Consider the following 17,461-nt stretch of genomic DNA (forward strand, 5'->3'; position numbering starts at 1 on the left):
GAATGCGCCGGTCAATCCGTTTGGCGAGACGACGCGCGCGGCGAAGGCGAATCCGTTCGGCGAGGCGGCTTCCGCGAAATCGGACGGCGACCCGTTCGGCGCGCCGTCGAGTTCCGACGACAGCGCGAACGAGCCGCCGCGCAAGCGCCCGGCGAACCCGTTCGGCGACTGACGCCGCTTAACTCTCCGGCGTGGCCGTCTTGCGCGGACGGCGCGGGCGGGCCGGGGTTTTCTTCGGCGCTTTCTTCTTCTTGGGCGCATCCGCTTCGGCCGCCGGGGATTCGGCGGGCTCGGCCGTCGCCGTGGCTTGCGGCGCGGCATGTTCCGTCACAGGCGCTTCGGCGTGCGCGCCTTCATGGGCGCCGTCGTGCGCGATCTCGGCGGCAGGCTTGGCCGCCTTCTTGCGCGCGGTGCTCTTGCGCGAGGCGGTCTTGCGGGCGCGGCGGGGCGAGTCGGGTTCCGTTTCGGCCGGAGTGTGCGATTCGGCTTCGGCTGCGCCGGACGCGTCGCTGTCGAACGGCGGCGTCTCGAACAGCGGCATCGCCGCGTCGTCCTCGCGCGTGTCGGCGAACAGATCGCCGTGACGCGTCCCGGACTCGAACACCTGCACGTCTTCGTGCTCGTTTGCCTCGAACGCCACCGTGGCGTCGTTCGATTCATGCGATGCGCGCGCCTCGTCGGCCTGCGCCTGCGCGTTGCGGCCGTTGCGGCGGCCCTTGCGGCGCGAGCGCGATTCGTCGTTGCGCGGCGCGGGCGTTTCCTCGGCAGCGGCCGTCGCAGAAGCCGGCGCGTCAGTAGCGGTGGAAGTCGCGGCGGCAGCGGGCGCGCTCGTGCGCGTCACATAGGTGCCCGACTTCTCGTCGCGGCCCACTTCGAGCAGGCCGCGCGCCTGCGCTTCCTCAAGCAGGTTGCCGAACGCGCGAAAGCCATAGCGCGCCTCGTTGAAGTCGGGGCGGCGGCGCTTGATCGCGCTCTTGAGCACCGACGCCCAGATCTTGCCGCTGTCGCCGCGCTCGTAACCGAGCGCATCGAGCGTTTCCACGGCGAGCGCGATGGCCTTGGCCTTGCGCTCCTCGCCGCGGTCCTCGGCGTTGTCGGTCTTGGCCTGACGCTCGTCGCCGCCCTGGCGTTTCGCGTTCGCGCCGCCGTCGCGGCCCTTGCCGCGCGACTGCTGCTCGCGCACGAGTTCGCGCACCAGGTCGTCGTAGAAAATGAATTCGTCGCAATTCGCGACCAGCAGATCGGAGGTGGAGTGCCGCACGCCCACGCCGATCACCTTCTTCGCGTTCTCGCGCAGCTTCGAGACCAGCGGCGAGAAGTCGGAGTCGCCGCTCACGATCACGAAGGTGTCGACGTGCGATTTCGTGTAGCAGAGATCGAGCGCGTCCACGACGAGGCGAATATCGGCGGAATTCTTGCCGGACTGGCGCACGTGCGGGATTTCGATCAGCTCGAAACTCGCTTCGTGCATCGAGGCCTTGAAGCCCTTGTAGCGTTCCCAGTCGCAATAAGCCTTTTTCACGACGATGCTGCCCTTGAGCAGCAGGCGTTCGAGCACCGGCTTGATATCGAAGCGGTCGATCTTCGCGTCGCGCACGCCGAGCGCGACGTTCTCGAAGTCGCAGAACACCGCCATGCTGACGTTTTCCTGAGGGGAGGCCATGTGATTCGTTTGTTCCATCTACGGTACGAACGCACATGATAGCCCCTCGCGCGCAGGCGGGCGAAAAACCGGCGATGGGCCGTGCGCGATCGAGACGATTTCGGTATCAATCTGCGATATCGATTCAGTATCAATCGGCGGCGTCGATCCGCTATCACTCCGCTGTTCGGCGGGCCATTTCAGTTCATCTATGAAACGGCGCTGGACGTTCAATCCGTTGCGCGCGCAAGCATGATGCTTTTCTGTGGTTTTTGCACGACCGTGCCTGAAAGCCCGCATTTTTCATGGATTCGTCATACACCTTACTTAAGCTTTCGCGGCCCATTCGGTCTGCATCGGATGGGTACCAATAAAACCGATAACGACTCGACACAACAGAGGACTCCCATGGCTGTTTGCTTCAAGGGCAAATTCGGCGCGTTCTGCGCGACCGTCTTCGCCGCGCTATTCGTTGCGCTTTTCGTGAGCGCGTGTGGCTCGTCGGTGAATTCCAGCGTCGCGGGCACGACCCAGCAGATCCGCCACGTTTTCGTCATCACGCTCGAAAACGAGAACTACACGACGACGTTCAACGCGAGCACCAAGGCGCCATATCTGGCGAATACGCTGACCTCGCAGGGCGCGCTCGTGCAGCAGTATTACGGCACGGGTCACGTCAGCCTCGACAACTACATTTCGATGATCAGCGGCCAGGCGCCGACGCTGCAGACCGACAACGACTGCACGACCTATGAGGACTTCAACCTCACGGGCATGACCTCGGACGGCCAGGCGATCGGCACGGGCTGCGTGTATCCCGCAAGCGTGAAGACGCTCGCCGACCAGCTCACGGCCGCGAACCTCACATGGAAGGGCTACGAAGGCGACATGGGCAACGACCCGGCGCGCGAAGCGGCCACCTGCGGTCACCCGACGCTGAACACGACCGACCTGACCAACACCCAGGAAGCGCCGAACGCGACCGTGCCGCTCGGCGATTCGTACGCCACGCGTCACAACCCGTTCATGTATTTCCACTCGATCATCGACTCGCCGGACTGCGAGAAGAACGTGGTGAACCTGGACAACCTGACGACCGACCTCAAGACGGTCGCGACCACGGCGAACTTCAACCTCATCACGCCGAGCACCTGTGACGACGGCCACGATTCGCCGTGCGCGAACGGCGCGACGGGCGGTCTCGTTTCGGCCGATGCGTTCCTGCAGAAGTGGGTGCCCATCATCATGGCGTCGCCGGCTTATCAACAGGATGGCCTGCTGATCATCAACTTCGACGAGAGCAGCTATGCGTCGGTGAGCATGCCGAGTTCGACCGAGGTGGACTTCACCTTCGCGGGCGACACCTGCTGTAGCCAGCAGGAAGGTCCGAACCTCGGCACGTTCCCGCAATCGGCGACGATGGGCACGGTGCCCGCCGCGTATCTGACGAAGCTCGGCATGACCGTGCCGTCGGGCGTGACCGGCAACATCGACCTCGTGCTCACGAAGACGAGCTACGGCGGCGACCGCACGGGCGCGGTGATGCTCTCGAAGTTCATCAAGCCGGGCACGGTGTCGACGGTGCAGTACAACCATTATTCGATGCTCAAGAGCATCGAGGACATGTTCGGTCTGAGCCACCTCGGCTATGCGGGGCAGTCGGGGCTGGTCGGTTTCGGCAAGGACATTTTCACGAGCCTCTAAGCCGATGACCGTTTTCCACGCACGTCAGGCGGCGCGTCGCGCCGTCGCGACTGCGCTGGCCGCCGGCGCTACCGCGCTGGCGGCTGTTGCTGCACCGGGCATCGGTGTAGCGCACGCGCAGTCTTCGCAAACCCAGCCTTCGCAATCGCAGCCCGCGCTCAGCGACGTTGCATCGCTCGGCAAGCTCATCTTCAACGATCCGTCGCTGTCCGCGTCGGGCCGCATGTCGTGCGCGAGCTGCCACAGTCCCGCGCATGCCTACGGTCCGCCCAATGGGCTCGCCGCGCAACTCGGCGGCAGCGACCTGCGCTCGCAGGGCTCGCGCGCCGTGCCCACGCTCGGCTACGTGCTCAATCGCACGCCGGTATGGACGCACGTGCAGGCCGCGAGCGTGTTCGAGCGTCTGACCGATGCCGACAGCCCGCCCGCTGGCGGCTTCGCATGGGATGGCCGCTACAACACGCTGCACGATCAGGCGCTGTTCCCGCTGTTCAATCCGAACGAGATGGCGAATCGCGACACCGCGGACGTGGCGGCGAAACTCGAACGCGCGCCGTATGCCGCGCGTTTCAAACAACTGTTCGGCGAGACGATTTTCGTCTCGAAGGATGCGGCCGTGCATCAGGCGATGCAGGCGGTCGAGCGCTTCGAGCTTGAGGAGCCGGGCTTCCATTCGTACACGAGCAAGTTCGACGCGTATCTCGACGGCAAGGCCGAATTCACCGCGAGCGAAATGCGCGGCAAGAAGCTGTTCGACGATCCGAACGGCGGCAATTGCGCGTCGTGTCATATCGATCAGGTGGGCGCGAACGGCGCGCATCCGCTCTTTACCGATTTCCAGTTCGAAGCGCTCGGTGTGCCGCGCAATCCCGAACTGCGCGCGAACCGCGATCCGAAGTATTACGACAAAGGCCTGTGCGGCCCGGTGCGCACCGACGTGTCGAGCAACAAGAATTACTGCGGCCTCTTCAAGACGCCCACGCTGCGCAACGTCGCCACGCGCGGCGTGTTCTTTCACAACGGGCGCTTTCATACGCTGCGCGACGCGCTGCGCTTTTACGTGGAACGCGATACGAATCCCGAGAAGTGGTATCCGAAGGATCGCCAGGGCCATGTCGTGAAGTTCGACGATCTGCCCGTGGCCGAGCGTGTGAATGTCGATATCGTGGACGAGCCGCTGACGCGCAAGCCGGGCGGCAAGCCCGCGTGGAATGCGCGCGATATCGACGACGTGATCGCGTTCCTCAAGACGCTCGACGATGGCTATCTGCCGAGCAATCCGCCGACGGCAGGCGCGCGGTTCGTGAAGGTGAGCGCGCCGATCAAGCGGCAATAACGTTTGCGGGCGCGCGTGAAGACTCGCGGCGCGCGCATTGAAAAATGCGCGCCGCGATTCAAGCAAACTTCAATCTAACTTCAATCAGACGGCGGGCGCGATATAACCGAGCAGGGCGCTGGCGGCGGCCGCTTCGTCGCGCAGCGCGCGCCCGATCGGACCATCGGGCGCGGCGTCGAAACCGCCCGTCGCGCCGAGCGCCGTGAGCACCGCGCAGAGCTTGCCGGTGTGATCGAACAGCGGCGCGGACACCGCGCTGATTCCCTTGAGATTCGTATCCTTCACGCTCGCACAGTGCGCGCGTTGCACGGCGCTGCGCAGCGTGCCGATGGGATCGCGCGCATCGAGTTGCGCGAGCAGATCGGCGTCGGCGTGCGCGAGTTCTTCCTGCGCCTGCGCGAGCACGCGTGAATCGTCGAGCAAGCCTAGAAAGACGCGTCCTGTCGACGACCACAGCAGCGACATCACCGAGCCCACGCGCACGTTCACCGTCACGGGCAGACCGGGTTCCTCGAAGCGGATGATCGTCGGTCCCTTGTTGCCCATCACCGCGACGAACGACGTGACTTCGAGCGATGCACGCAGCCGCACGAGCGCGGGCTCGACGATACGCACAGGATCGGCCTGACGCATCGCGGCCACGCCGATCATCATCGCTTCAGGCCCGAGCTGATATTGCTGCGTGGCGCTGTCCTGCGCGACCAGTCCTTCCTCGATCAGACTCACGAGATAGCGGTGCACTTTCGCGGGACTCTCGTTCACGAACGCGGCGAGCCCCGAAAGACTCGCGCGGCCGCCAAGGCGCGCGAGGCCCTTGAGCACGGCCATGCCGGTTTGCGCGGACTGCACGCGCTGGCGGCGTTCGCGCGTGACGGGCGCGGCGCTCGTTTCGCTCTCTACGTTCGTTTTTGAGGCGGACGAAGCGGGGGCGGACGAAGCGGGGGCGGCGCGCGATGCTTTGCGTCGCGCGGGAGCGCTCGCGGCGGAAACAGCGGGCGTGGACGTTGCGGTTTTTTTCATACGGCGATTCTAGTGTCAGGGCCGCTTCGCGCGAATGGCGACGTGGGCCGAGGTTAACCCCTATCTCGCAATTACGCAATGCGTACTAGAGTTACGCAAAACGCAATCAACATGATTCGACGCTTTCAGCAGGAGGCAGGACGATGAGCGAGACACCTTCACAAACGTCCGGGCGCTGCCCGTTTCCGCACGCGGCGCTGGCCGCACAATCCCCACAATCCACGCCGGACGCCGCGCGCTGTCCGATGCACGCGGTGAGCGCGAACGCCGCCGCATTCGACCCTTTCAGCGACGGCTATCAGCAGGACCCGCCCGACTACGTGCGCTGGGCGCGCGAGCAGGAGCCGGTGTTCTACAGCCCGCAACTGGGCTACTGGGTGGTCACGCGCTACGACGACATCAAGTCGATCTTTCGCGACAACCTCACGTTCTCGCCGTCGATCGCGCTCGAAAAAATCACGCCGACCGGACCGGAAGCGAATGCGGTGCTCTCGTCGTACGGCTATGCGATGAACCGCACGCTCGTGAACGAGGACGAGCCCGCGCACATGCCGCGCCGCCGTGCGCTGATGGAGCCGTTCACGCCCGAGCATCTCAAGCATCACGAGCCGATGGTGCGCCGTCTCACGCGCGAGTACGTCGATCGTTTCATCGACTCGGGCCGCGCCGATCTCGTCGATCAGATGTTGTGGGAAGTGCCGCTCACGGTGGCGCTGCATTTTCTCGGCGTGCCCGAAGAGGACATGGATCTGCTGCGCCAGTATTCGATCGCACACACGGTCAATACGTGGGGACGTCCGCGCCCGGACGAGCAGGTCGCCGTCGCGCACGCGGTGGGCAACTTCTGGCAGTTCGCGGGCAAGGTGCTCGAGAAGATGCGCCAGAATCCCGATGGCCCCGGCTGGATGCAATACGGTATCCGCAAGCAACAGGAACACCCGGACGTCGTCACCGATTCATATCTGCATTCGATGATGATGGCCGGCATCGTGGCCGCGCACGAAACCACCGCGAACGCCACGGCCAACGCGATGAAGCTGCTTTTGCAGCATCCGCAAGCGTGGCGCGAGATCTGCGAGGACCCGAGCCTGATTCCGAACGCGGTGGAGGAGTGCCTGCGCCACAACGGTTCGGTGGCCGCATGGCGGCGGCTCGCGACGAAGGACGTGCGGATCGGCGGCATCGATATTCCGGCGGGCGCGAAGCTGCTGATCGTGACCTCGTCCGCGAATCACGACGAACGTCATTTCGCCGATGCCGATCTGTTCGACATCCGCCGCGACAATGCGAGCGATCACGTCACCTTCGGCTATGGTTCGCATCAATGCATGGGCAAGAATCTCGCGCGCATGGAGATGCAGATCTTTCTGGAGGAGTTCACGCGACGCTTGCCGCATATGCGTCTCGCCGAGCAGTCATTTAGCTATGTGCCGAACACATCGTTTCGGGGTCCGGAACATGTGTGGGTCGAATGGGATCCGCGTGACAATCCCGAGCGCGCGAATCCGGCGCTGCTGGGCGCGCACGTGCCGGTGCGCATCGGCGAGCCGTCGACGCATGCGTTGAGCCGTCCCGTCGTGGTCGAACGCGTGGAGCGCGTGGCGGACGATATCGTGCGCCTGCGTCTGGTCGAGCCCGATGGCGGCGCGCTGCCGCGCTGGGCGGCGGGCGCGCATATCGACGTGGAATGCGGCGAAACCGGCGTCTCGCGCCAGTATTCGCTGTGCGGCGATCCGGCCGACGCGGGCGCGTTCGAGATCGCCGTGCTGCGCGAAGCCGCAAGCCGCGGCGGTTCCGCCTGGGTCCACGACACGCTGCGCGAGGGCATGCGTCTGAAGATTCGCGGTCCGCGCAATCACTTCCGGCTAGACGAGGAAGGACGGCGCGCGATCTTTATCGCGGGCGGCATCGGCATCACGCCGGTCAGTGCGATGGCGCGCCGCGCGCGCGAACTCGGCATCGACTATGAACTGCATTACAGCGGCCGCTTGCGCGCGGGCATGGCGCTCGTCGACGAACTGAAGTCGCTGCATGGCGACAGGCTGCATCTGCATGTCTCCGAGGAAGGCACGCGCAACGACTTCGGCGCGCTGCGCGTGGATGCGCACACGCGCGTCTATGCGTGCGGGCCGGCGCGCATGCTGGACGCGCTCAAAGCCGCGAGCGCGGCGTGGCCCGAAGACGCGCTGCGTGTCGAGCACTTCGCGGCGAGCGTGGGCAAGCTCGATCCGGCCAATGAACACGCCTTTGAAGTCGAGCTCAAGGATTCGGGACTCGTGTTGCCCGTGGCCGCCGATCAGACCGTGCTGGACGCGCTGCGCCGCGCCAATATCGACGTGCAGAGCGACTGCGAGGAAGGGCTGTGCGGCTCGTGCGAAGTGCGCGTGCTGGCGGGCGAGATCGATCACCGCGACGTCGTGCTCACGCGCGCCGAACGCGATACGCAGACGCGCATGATGGCCTGCTGCTCGCGCGCGAAGGGGCAGCGCATCGTGCTCGAACTTTAGCCGCGCCCAGGATTGCCGCGCGAGCGAGACCGCATCAAGACTAAAAAGATATCGATTGGAGACAGCAGCATGAGCAAGACCGTGGAGGTGACGGGCGTCGTCGACGCGAGCCGGTTCGGCCCGTATCAATTACTGGTGGTGGCGCTTTGTGCGCTGTGTCTCGTGATGGACGGCTTCGACGTCCAGTCGATGGGCTATGTCGCGCCGGTCGTGATCCGCGAATGGGGCATCGCCAAGGAAACGCTCGCCCCCGTGTTCGGCGCGGGTTTGTTCGGCATGCTGGTGGGCTCGCTCACGTTCAGCGCGCTTGCCGACAAGATCGGCCGTCGTCCCGTGCTAATCGGCGCGACGCTGTTTTTCTCGGTCTGCATGATCGCCACCGGCTTTGCGCAGACAATTCCGCAGTTGATCGCGTGGCGCTTCCTGGCGGGACTCGGCCTCGGCTGCATCATGCCGAACGCGATGGCGCTCGCGGGCGAGTACAGCCCGCGCCGTATGCGCGTCACGCTGATGATGATCGTCTCGTGCGGCTTCACGCTCGGCGGCGTGGTGGGCGGCCTCATCACCGCCGCGCTGATTCCGGCCTTCGGCTGGCGCGCGGTGTTCTTCGTGGGCGGTGCCATTCCGCTCGCGATGGGCGTGCTCATGTGGCTCGCGCTGCCGGAGTCGATCCAGTTCCTTCTGTTCCGCCAGAACCGCAACGCGCGCGGCGCGGCCCGCGTGCGTCAGCAACTGGCGCGCATCGCGCCCACGCTCGCGCTGCCCGACGACACCGTGTTCACGAGCGCCGAAACACGCTCGCGCGGCCTGCCGTTCGTCGAGTTGTTCAAGGAGGGCCGCGCGCGCGTTACGGTGCTGCTCTGGATCGTGAACTTCGCGAATCTGCTCGATATGTATTTCCTCTCGAACTGGCTGCCGACCGTGATCCGCGACGCCGGTTACTCGACCCAGACCGCCGTGCTCGCGGGTACCGCGCTGTGGGGCGGCGGCGTGATCGGCACGCTGCTGCTCGGACGCATCATCGACGTGGCGGGTTTTACGCGCGTGCTGGCCAGCACCTTCCTGATCGCCATCGTGGCGACGGCGGCGATCGGCAATCCGGCGGTGATGGTCTCGGTGGTGGCGATGTTCGTGGCGATCTTCCTCACGGGCTTTTCGATCATCGGCGGCCAGCCCGCGCTCAACGCGCTGGCCGCGACCTACTATCCGACTTCGCTGCGCTCGACCGGCATCGGCTGGAGTCTCGGCGTGGGGCGCATCGGCTCGGTGGTCGGTCCGGTGCTGGGCGGCGCGCTGCTGCATCTGAACTGGTCGTCGTCGGCGCTGTTCATGGCGGCGGCCGTGCCGGCCTGCGTTTCGCTGATCGGCATCGTGGCGATCCATCGCGCGAGCGGCAGCGAAGCCGGCGCTCGGAGCGCAGCGGTGCAGGCGGAATGAGGCGCCGCGCCGGACATAGGATTCGTGCAGAGGATGCACGCACGCAATTGATGCATCGCGATTAATCCTCACCCGATTAATCGCGCACGATCGAGACGTTTTTCGTCTCGATCGGACCCCGCCAGTGAACCTTCGCCCGCGCGCACATGCGGGTTTCTCCGCACCCACTCCGGGCGAATGCCGACTTCCGGCCAGACGAATGCCGGCTTCTTCGAAAACGAATTGTTGGCTACGCGCTGCTCCACCACACTGGTGCCTGTCGCGACGCGGTGCGAGATGACGCCGCGCGCAGAAAACAAGGCAAAAAGAGGAGGTGACGGTGGAGAGGCGAGCGGCGCGCAAGATCAGCGACATCGCGCGGCACTGGGCGCAAACGACGCCCGCTGCCACGGCGATACGCGAAGAGGGCCGGGAAACCGGCTTCGGCCAGCTCTGGCACAACGTGGAGTCGGCCGAGCGTTTCCTGCGTGAGCAGGGCGTGGGCACCGGCGACCGCGTGATGGTGGTCGCCGAAAACTGTTCCGCCGTGATCGCGCTGCTGTTCGCGCTTTCGGAAATCGGCGCGTGGCCGGCCATCGTCAACGCGCGGCTGTCCGAGCGTGAAATCGAAACCATCCGCGCGCACTGCGGCCCGCGCCTCGTGCTGTTCACGCATGCCGCGTCGCCCGACGCGCTGCGTCACGGCGTGCGCTACCGCGCGAAGGAAATCGCGCCCGAAGGCCTCGGCCCGCTGATGATGGCCGACCCCGATCCCGCCGCCACGCGCGAGCCCGAAGCGCTCGTTCACGAAGTCGCGCTGCTGATCTACACCTCGGGCACGACCGGCCAGCCCAAGGGCGTGATGGCCACGCATCGCGGCCTGTTGCATTTCGCGCGCGTCTCGGCTACGTCGCGCGACATGAGCCCCGCCGACTGCGCTTACGCGGTCATGCCGATGTCGCATATCTTCGGCCTCGCCACGCTGCTGCTCGCGACCTTCGAAGCGGGCGCGAGCCTGCATCTGGCCGCGCGCTTTTCCGCCGAGGAAGTGGTGCGCGCGCTCACGGCCGCCGAAATTTCCATCCTGCAAGGCGTGCCGACGATGTTCACGCGCATCGTCGCTTATGTGCGCGAGCATGGCGGCGCCGTGAACGCACCGCGTCTGCGTTATCTCTACACGGGCGGCGGTCCGCTCGATCCCACACTCAAGCAGCAGGTCGAAACGCTGTTCGGCATGCCGCTGCATCACGGCTACGGCATGACCGAATATGCGGGCTCGCTGTTCATCACGCGCATGGACCGGCCGCGCAAGGATGTGTCGTCGGGGCAGATCGTCGAAGGCGCGGAACTGCGCGTGGTCGGTCCCGATGGCCGCGATGTCCCGCGCGGCGAAGCCGGCGAACTGTGGGTGCGCGGTCCCGGCGTGATGAAAGGCTACTACCGCGAACCGCGTCTGACCGAGGAAGCCATCGACGCCGAAGGCTGGCTCAAGACCGGCGACCTCGGTCGTCTCGAAGCCGACGGCGCGCTCTTTATCGTTGGCAGATCGAAGGATCTGATCATCCGCTCGGGCTTCAACGTCTATCCGATCGAAGTCGAATCGGTGATCAACACCTACGACGCGGTGCGTTTGTGCGCCGTGGTGGGCCGCACCGACGCCGAGGGCAACGAAGAAGTGGTGGCCTTCGTCGAGCCGAAGGAAGGCGCGACGCTCGATATCGACGCGCTGCAACGCTATATCGGCGAGCGGCTTTCGCCCTACAAGCGGCCCGCGCAGATCGTGCCCATCGACATGATTCCCACCACGGCGAGCGGCAAGCTGCAAAAGCAGCCGCTGCGCGAACTCGCCGCGCGCCGGCGTTGAACGCACGCCTATCCCATTCAAGCACGCAAACTCAGGACCGACAATAATGATTCGCGACCAGGAAACGATGAACGTTCTGCTCGATAACGTCGCGCGCTTCGTGCGCGAGCGTCTCGTGCCGAACGAGGAACGCGTGGCGGAAACCGATGAAATTCCCGCCGACATCGTCAATGACATGAAGGAGATGGGCCTGTTCGGCCTGACGATTCCCGAAACCTACGGCGGCCTCGACCTGACGATGGAAGAGGAAGTGCTGGTGATGTTCGAACTCGGCAAGACCTCGCCTGCGTTCCGCTCGATCATCGGCACGACGGTGGGCATCGGCTCGCAGGGCATCGTGATCGATGGCACCGAAGAACAGAAGGCCACGTGGCTGCCGAAGCTGGCGACCGGCGAAGTGATCGCGAGTTTCGCGCTGACCGAGCCGGGTTCGGGTTCAGACGCGGCCTCGCTCAAGACGCGCGCCGAACGCCGCGGCGATCATTACGTGGTGAACGGCACCAAGCGCTTCATCACGAACGCGCCGCAAGCGGGCATGTTCACGCTGATGGCGCGCACCAATCCCGAGGAACCGCGCGCAGGCGGCATTACGGCGTTTATCGTCGATGCGAAAACGCCGGGCATCAGTTTCGGCCGCCGCGACCGCAAGATGGGCCAGAAGGGCGCGCATACCTGCGACGTGATTTTCGAAGACGTGAAAGTGCCTGCGCAAAATATCATCGGCGGCAAAGAGGGCGTGGGCTTCAAGACGGCGATGAAAGTGCTCGACAAGGGCCGCATTCATATTGCCGCGATCTGCGTGGCAGTGGCGCAGCGCATGCTCGACGACGCGCTGCGCTATGCGATGGAGCGCGAGCAGTTCGGTCAGGCGATCGGCGAATTCCAGCTCGTGCAGGCCATGCTCGCCGATAGTCAGGCCGAACTTTACGCCGCGCGCTGCATGGTGCTCGACGCTGCGCGCCGCCGCGACGAAGGCAAGAATGTGAGCACCGAAGCCGCGTGCGCGAAACTGTTTGCTTCGGAAATGTGCGGACGCGTGGCGGATCGCGCGGTGCAGATTTTTGGCGGCGCGGGTTATATGGCGGAATACGGCATCGAGCGTTTCTATCGCGACGTGCGTCTGTTCCGCATTTACGAAGGCACGAGCCAGATTCAGCAGATCGTTATCGCGCGCAATATGATGCGGGAGGCGGGCGGTGAATTGAAGTGATTTGAAATAGAAAACGGCGGCGCCATTCAACATTCAAATGCGCCGCCGCTTTTTTTTGCTAAAACGAAACGCGTTATTCGAGCCGGCCAATGCCATCCGCGACCAGCAGATCGACGAGCTTGCGCGCGAACAGCGGCAGCGCGTCGCGATCGTTCACGCAGATTTGCAGCTTGCGCACGGCCCATTCGTCGGTGAGCGGCACGATCTTGAGCGCCATGGTTTGCGCATGGCGGCGCGCGCTGCCCTCGGGCAACACGCCAATGCCGATATTCGCCTCGATCATGCGGCACGCCGCTTCGAAATTGCCGACCTGAATGCGCCAGCGAATCGTGCGCTGCAAATCCGATGAGGCGCGTTTCAGAAACGCAAAGATCGCGCTTTCGTCGGGCGGCCCAACGAAATCGTAATCGAGCGTGTTGGCAAATGCCGTTTCACTGGCCTGCGCAAGCGGATGGGAAAGCGCGGTAACCAGCACGAGACGATCGCGCCGATAAGGCATGACCTGCAAACCTTCGGTGCGAATCTCGCCCGCCACGATGCCGATATCGATGGTGCCATCCTGCACCGCACGCACGATATCCGGGCTCAGGCGCTCGTGAATATCCACGTACACATCGGGATGATTGATCAGATAGGTGCGCAATACGGCGGGCAGGAATTCGCTCATCGCCGTGGTATTGGCGAAAACGCGCACGTGGCCTTTCACGCCCTGCGAATATTCCTGTAGATCGCCGCTTAATTGTTCGAGTTGCTTGAGCACGCGGCGCGCGTGTGCGAGCAGCGTTTCGCCGGGCGCGGTGAGCGTCACGCCCTGGCTCGTGCGCGACAGCAGCTTGACGCCAACCTGTTCCTCGAGATTCTTGATGCGCGTGCTCGCCGCCGGCAGCGACAGGTGCGCGCGTTCCGCGCCGCGCGTGAGGCTGCTGGCCTCCGCGACGTGCGTAAAGAGCTTCAGGTCGACTAGATCGAAATGCATTGCTCCGCCTGGATGGTGACAGTGCGCGCGTCGGTTCACAGTACGCGTGCCCATGCGCGGGGCATCGGCGCGCATCGACGCACACTGACCATTATTGCGCCGCATTGCAACATGCGCCATTAGCGAAATCACGGGTTAATCGTGGACGAAATGGGCGTTCGGCATATCCAAATTGTGCGTGCGCGCGCGTTGCGTCAAGCTGCAAAACACACTGTGCGCGGCCGGTTACGCCCAAAGCGCGCATTCAATCGCGATCATTCGAATAACGCCCCGTGCAAGGCGGGCTGGAGGAAGACAAAAGATGACGACGCAACGGATGCTGGACGGCAAGGTGGTGGTGGTGACGGGCTCGGGCGGCGGCATCGGCCGCGATATCGCGCTCGCGATGGCGCGTCAGGGCGCGAAGGTCGTGATCAACGACGTGGGCGCATCGCTGGCGGGCGAGGGCCATAACGACGGCCCCGCGCAGGCCGTGGTCAAGGAGATCCAGGCGTTCGACGGTCAGGCGACCGCGAACACGGATAGCGTCGCCGACCCGCAAGGCGCGGCGCGCATCGTGCAGAACGCGCTCGACGTGTTCGGCCGTATCGACTGCGTGGTCAATAACGCGGGCATTCTGCGCGACCGCTTCTTCCACAAGATGAGCGAGGAAGAATTCGACGCCGTCGTGAAAGTGCATCTGTACGGCTCGTATTACGTGTCGCGCGCGGCCGCCGATCATTTCAAGGAACAGCGCAGCGGTGCGTTCGTGCATATGACGTCGACTTCGGGGCTGATCGGCAATCTCGCGCAGGCCAATTACAGCGCAGCGAAATTGGGTATTGCGGGCCTGTCGAAATCGATCGCGCTCGATCTGCAGAAGTTTGGCGTGCGTTCGAACTGCATCGCGCCGTTCGCGTGGAGCCGCATGATCAATTCGATCAAGATCGATTCGGCCGAACAGGAAGCGCGCGTCGAAAAGATCAAGCAGATGACGCCCGCGAAGATCGCGCCGCTCGCCGTGTTTCTCGCGAGCGAGGAGGCCGCCGACGTCACGGGCCAGATCTTCGCGGTACGCAACAACGAAATCTTCCTGATGAGCCAGCCGCGTCCGGTGCGCTCGGTGCATCGCGGTGAAGGCTGGACGCCGCAGAGCATCGCCGAACATGCGATGCCCGCGCTGCGCCAATCGTTCCATACGCTCGACGTGTCCGCCGACGTATTCAGCTGGGACCCGATCTGATGTCGCGCGCGGCGCGCGTGATCGACGCGGACCAGCTCGATCTCGCGCAGTACGTGCGCCCCGGCGATACGGTGGCGTGGGGGCAGTGCGGTGCGGAGCCGCTTGCGCTCACGACGCGGCTGATGGCGCAGCGTCACGCCATTGCCAGGCGCACGGAATCGGGCGGACGTTTTCGCGTGTTCGTCGGCGCGACGTGGTCCGACGTGCTCGATCCCGCGTGCGCGGACGTGGTCGACTTTCTGGGCTACGGCGGCGCGGCTGCGAATCGTGCGCTCGAACGCGCGGGCGTGCTCGACATTCTGCCGGTTCACTATTCGCAGTTTCGCGAGACGCTCACGCGCGGGCCGAATCGCGTCGATGTGCTATTGCTGCAAGTCGCGCCCGCGGATGAAGCCGGGCGTTACAGCCTCTCGGTCGCGCGCGAATATCTGGTGCCGCTGATCGACAGCGCGCGCGTGGTGATCGCCGAAGTCAATGCGGCGGCGCCGTGGACGCACGGCGAGCGCGTGCTGCTCTCGCACGACTTCGACGCGCTGATCCACACCGAGCGGATGCCGCTCGAAGCGCCGCTCGCGCTCGCAGGCGAGGTGGAAGCGCGCATCGCTGCGCACGTCGCTGCATTGATCGAAGATGGATCGACGTTGCAACTCGGCCTCGGTGCGCTGCCCGAAACGATTGCCGGGCACCTGCACGATCGCCGCAATCTGGGCGTGCATACGGGGGCATTCGGCGACGCGCTCGCCGATCTGATGGAAGCGGGCGTGGTGACGAACGCACGCAAGACGCGCGACGCGGGCGTGAGCATCGCGGGCACGCTGATGGGCACGCGTCGCGCGTATCGCTACGCGCATCGGAATGCGAAGGTGCGGTTTCGCTCGACGGCCTATACGCACGATATCGACGTGCTCGGCAGCATCGACCGTTTCGTGGCGATCAATTCGGCGCTCGAAGTCGATCTGACCGGCCAGGTGAACGCGGAGGTCGCGGCGGGGCGCTATGTGGGCGCGGTCGGCGGTGCGCTCGATTTCATGCGCGGCGCGGCGCGTTCGCGCGGCGGCATGGCGATCGTCGCGCTCGCGTCGAGCACGCGTCAGGGCAGCCGCATCGTCGCGCGGCTCAACGGTCCGGTGAGCACGCCGCGTAGCGACGCCGCGATCATTGTCACCGAGCACGGCGTGGCCGATCTGCGTGGACTCACGCTCGCGCAGCGCGTCACACGCATGCTGGAGATTGCGCCGCCCGAGCATCGCGAGGCGCTGGCCGCCGCGCACCACGCGCAGCGCGAGCCGATCGTGGCCTGAGACGCGAACAACAAAAGATGATTGTCGGTAACCGAAATCAATAACAAGGATTCCGAAATGAGACGAGCAGCAATCGTAGCGCCCGTGCGCACGCCGGTCGGCACCTTCGGCGGCAGTCTGCGCCCCGTGAGCGTGGAGGCGCTCGCCGCCACCGTGCTGCGCGAGACCATCGCGCGCAGCGGCATCGACGCCGCGCGTATCGAAGATGTGGTGTTCGCCCAGTCGTACGCGAACAGCGAGACGCCGTGCATTGGTCGCTGGGCCGCGCTCGAAGCAGGCTTGCCCGTGGAAGTGCCGGGCATGCAGCTCGACCGCCGTTGCGGCGGCGGCCTGCAAGCGGTCGTGACCGCCGCGATGATGGTGCAAAGCGGTGCCGCCGACGTCGTGGTGGCGGGCGGTGTGGAGAGCATGAGCAACATCGAGTACTACACCACCGATATGCGTTGGGGCGCGCGCGCCGGGTCGGTGCGCATGCACGACCGGCTCGAACGCGGCCGCGAGCGCTCGCAGCCCGAGGCGCGCTTCGGCTACATCTCGGGGATGATCGAGACGGCGGAGAACCTCGCGAAGCAATACGGCATCACGCGCGAGGAAGCCGACGCTTATGCGGTGCGCAGCCATCAACGCGCGGCGGCCGCATGGGAGTCGGGGCGCTTCGCGGAAGAGGTCGTGACGGTGTCGGTGCCGCAACGCAAGGGCGATCCCCTTCAGTTCGCGCGCGACGAAGGCGTGCGCGCCGACGCGAGCGAGGCCTCGCTCGCGAAGCTCAAGCCGCTCATCAAAGGCGGCACGGTGACGGCGGGTAACGCGAGCCAGCAGAACGACGCGGCCGCCGCGTGCCTGATCGTCGCTGAAGACCAGCTCGACAAGCTCGGTCTCACGCCGCTCGGTTATCTGACCGGTTGGGCCGCATCGGGTTGCGAGCCGGCGACGATGGGCATCGGTCCGGTGCCGGCCGTCAAGAAGCTGCTGCAAAAGACCGGCCTCACGTTCGATCAGCTCGATCTCGTCGAACTGAACGAAGCATTCGCGTGCCAGGTGCTCGCGGTGCTCAAGGGTTGGGGCTGGCACGACGAGTCGCGTCTGAATGTGAACGGCTCGGGCATTTCGCTCGGCCATCCGATCGGCGCGACCGGCGTGCGCATGCTCACCACGCTGCTCTACGAATTGCAGCGCCGCAAGGGCCGCTATGGGCTCGAAACGATGTGCGTGGGCGGCGGGCAAGGGATCGCGGCTATCTTCGAGCGCGCGGTCTGACGCAGA

Annotated in this window: 12 protein-coding genes; 9 read left to right on the forward strand and 3 right to left on the reverse strand. The window is 65.1% G+C overall.

Annotation, left to right across the window (positions count from 1 at the left end):
- Window positions 1–178 precede the first annotated feature (178 nt).
- Window positions 179–1,663, reverse strand: coding sequence for an NYN domain-containing protein (locus LDO54_RS20100; RefSeq protein ID WP_224012428.1), 1,485 nt, complete (start codon window positions 1,661–1,663; stop codon window positions 179–181).
- A gap of 387 nt (window positions 1,664–2,050) precedes the next feature.
- On the opposite strand from LDO54_RS20100, the gene LDO54_RS20105 reads away from it, so the two are divergent.
- Window positions 2,051–3,346, forward strand: a complete 1,296-nt coding sequence (locus LDO54_RS20105) for an alkaline phosphatase family protein (protein ID WP_224012429.1) — start codon at window positions 2,051–2,053, stop codon at window positions 3,344–3,346.
- 4 nt (window positions 3,347–3,350) lie between these two features.
- Window positions 3,351–4,682 (forward strand): cytochrome-c peroxidase, encoded by a 1,332-nt coding sequence (locus LDO54_RS20110; RefSeq protein ID WP_224012430.1) that lies wholly within the window; start codon window positions 3,351–3,353, stop codon window positions 4,680–4,682.
- An 84-nt stretch (window positions 4,683–4,766) separates the two neighbouring features.
- Here LDO54_RS20110 and LDO54_RS20115 read toward each other — a convergent pair whose 3' ends face one another.
- The gene (locus LDO54_RS20115) at window positions 4,767–5,702 is read right to left on the reverse strand and encodes an IclR family transcriptional regulator (protein ID WP_224012431.1); all 936 of its coding nucleotides are present in this window, start codon (window positions 5,700–5,702) and stop codon (window positions 4,767–4,769) included.
- 143 nt (window positions 5,703–5,845) lie between these two features.
- On the opposite strand from LDO54_RS20115, the gene LDO54_RS20120 reads away from it, so the two are divergent.
- The 4 genes from LDO54_RS20120 (at window position 5,846) to LDO54_RS20135 (ending at window position 12,699) form a co-directional block, all read left to right on the forward strand.
- Entirely contained in the window at window positions 5,846–8,209 is a 2,364-nt protein-coding gene (locus LDO54_RS20120; protein ID WP_224012432.1) for a cytochrome P450/oxidoreductase, read from the forward strand.
- A 69-nt stretch (window positions 8,210–8,278) separates the two neighbouring features.
- Window positions 8,279–9,646 carry an MFS transporter gene (locus LDO54_RS20125; RefSeq protein ID WP_224012433.1) on the forward strand — a complete coding sequence of 456 codons (1,368 nt, stop codon included), beginning with the start codon at window positions 8,279–8,281 and terminating at the stop codon, window positions 9,644–9,646.
- Between the two features lie 313 nt (window positions 9,647–9,959).
- Window positions 9,960–11,489: a class I adenylate-forming enzyme family protein gene (locus LDO54_RS20130; RefSeq protein WP_224012434.1), complete on the forward strand. Its 1,530-nt coding sequence runs from the start codon at window positions 9,960–9,962 to the stop codon at window positions 11,487–11,489.
- Window positions 11,490–11,535: 46 nt separating this feature from the next.
- Window positions 11,536–12,699: an acyl-CoA dehydrogenase family protein gene (locus LDO54_RS20135; RefSeq protein WP_224012435.1), complete on the forward strand. Its 1,164-nt coding sequence runs from the start codon at window positions 11,536–11,538 to the stop codon at window positions 12,697–12,699.
- Window positions 12,700–12,772: 73 nt separating this feature from the next.
- Here LDO54_RS20135 and LDO54_RS20140 read toward each other — a convergent pair whose 3' ends face one another.
- Window positions 12,773–13,675, reverse strand: coding sequence for a LysR substrate-binding domain-containing protein (locus LDO54_RS20140; protein WP_224012436.1), 903 nt, complete (start codon window positions 13,673–13,675; stop codon window positions 12,773–12,775).
- Between the two features lie 316 nt (window positions 13,676–13,991).
- On the opposite strand from LDO54_RS20140, the gene LDO54_RS20145 reads away from it, so the two are divergent.
- From LDO54_RS20145 to LDO54_RS20155, 3 genes are read left to right on the forward strand one after another with little or no spacing between them, the layout of a single operon-like run.
- A complete protein-coding gene (locus tag LDO54_RS20145; RefSeq protein ID WP_224012466.1) occupies window positions 13,992–14,897 on the forward strand; it encodes an SDR family NAD(P)-dependent oxidoreductase in 906 nt (301 codons plus the stop codon).
- Window positions 14,897–16,198, forward strand: coding sequence for an acetyl-CoA hydrolase/transferase family protein (locus LDO54_RS20150; RefSeq protein WP_224012437.1), 1,302 nt, complete (start codon window positions 14,897–14,899; stop codon window positions 16,196–16,198). The genes LDO54_RS20145 and LDO54_RS20150 overlap by 1 nt, the downstream gene beginning before the upstream one ends.
- Window positions 16,199–16,255: 57 nt before the next feature.
- Entirely contained in the window at window positions 16,256–17,455 is a 1,200-nt protein-coding gene (locus LDO54_RS20155) for an acetyl-CoA C-acetyltransferase (RefSeq protein WP_224012438.1), read from the forward strand.
- Window positions 17,456–17,461 lie beyond the last annotated feature (6 nt).

This window comes from Paraburkholderia tropica (genome assembly GCF_914484835.1).
GTDB lineage: Bacteria > Pseudomonadota > Gammaproteobacteria > Burkholderiales > Burkholderiaceae > Paraburkholderia > Paraburkholderia tropica_A.

What these genes read in the sequence shown, in the direction of transcription:
- LDO54_RS20105 (WP_224012429.1), top strand. Translation starts at nt 2,051, where the DNA reads ATGGCTGTTTGCTTCAAGGGCAAATTCGGCGCGTTCTGCGCGACCGTC.
- LDO54_RS20100 (WP_224012428.1), bottom strand. Translation starts at nt 1,663, where the DNA reads ATGGCCTCCCCTCAGGAAAACGTCAGCATGGCGGTGTTCTGCGACTTC.
- LDO54_RS20155 (WP_224012438.1), top strand. Translation starts at nt 16,256, where the DNA reads ATGAGACGAGCAGCAATCGTAGCGCCCGTGCGCACGCCGGTCGGCACC.
- LDO54_RS20145 (WP_224012466.1), top strand. Translation starts at nt 13,992, where the DNA reads ATGCTGGACGGCAAGGTGGTGGTGGTGACGGGCTCGGGCGGCGGCATC.
- LDO54_RS20115 (WP_224012431.1), bottom strand. Translation starts at nt 5,702, where the DNA reads ATGAAAAAAACCGCAACGTCCACGCCCGCTGTTTCCGCCGCGAGCGCT.
- LDO54_RS20125 (WP_224012433.1), top strand. Translation starts at nt 8,279, where the DNA reads ATGAGCAAGACCGTGGAGGTGACGGGCGTCGTCGACGCGAGCCGGTTC.
- LDO54_RS20140 (WP_224012436.1), bottom strand. Translation starts at nt 13,675, where the DNA reads ATGCATTTCGATCTAGTCGACCTGAAGCTCTTTACGCACGTCGCGGAG.
- LDO54_RS20150 (WP_224012437.1), top strand. Translation starts at nt 14,897, where the DNA reads ATGTCGCGCGCGGCGCGCGTGATCGACGCGGACCAGCTCGATCTCGCG.
- LDO54_RS20135 (WP_224012435.1), top strand. Translation starts at nt 11,536, where the DNA reads ATGATTCGCGACCAGGAAACGATGAACGTTCTGCTCGATAACGTCGCG.
- LDO54_RS20110 (WP_224012430.1), top strand. Translation starts at nt 3,351, where the DNA reads ATGACCGTTTTCCACGCACGTCAGGCGGCGCGTCGCGCCGTCGCGACT.
- LDO54_RS20120 (WP_224012432.1), top strand. Translation starts at nt 5,846, where the DNA reads ATGAGCGAGACACCTTCACAAACGTCCGGGCGCTGCCCGTTTCCGCAC.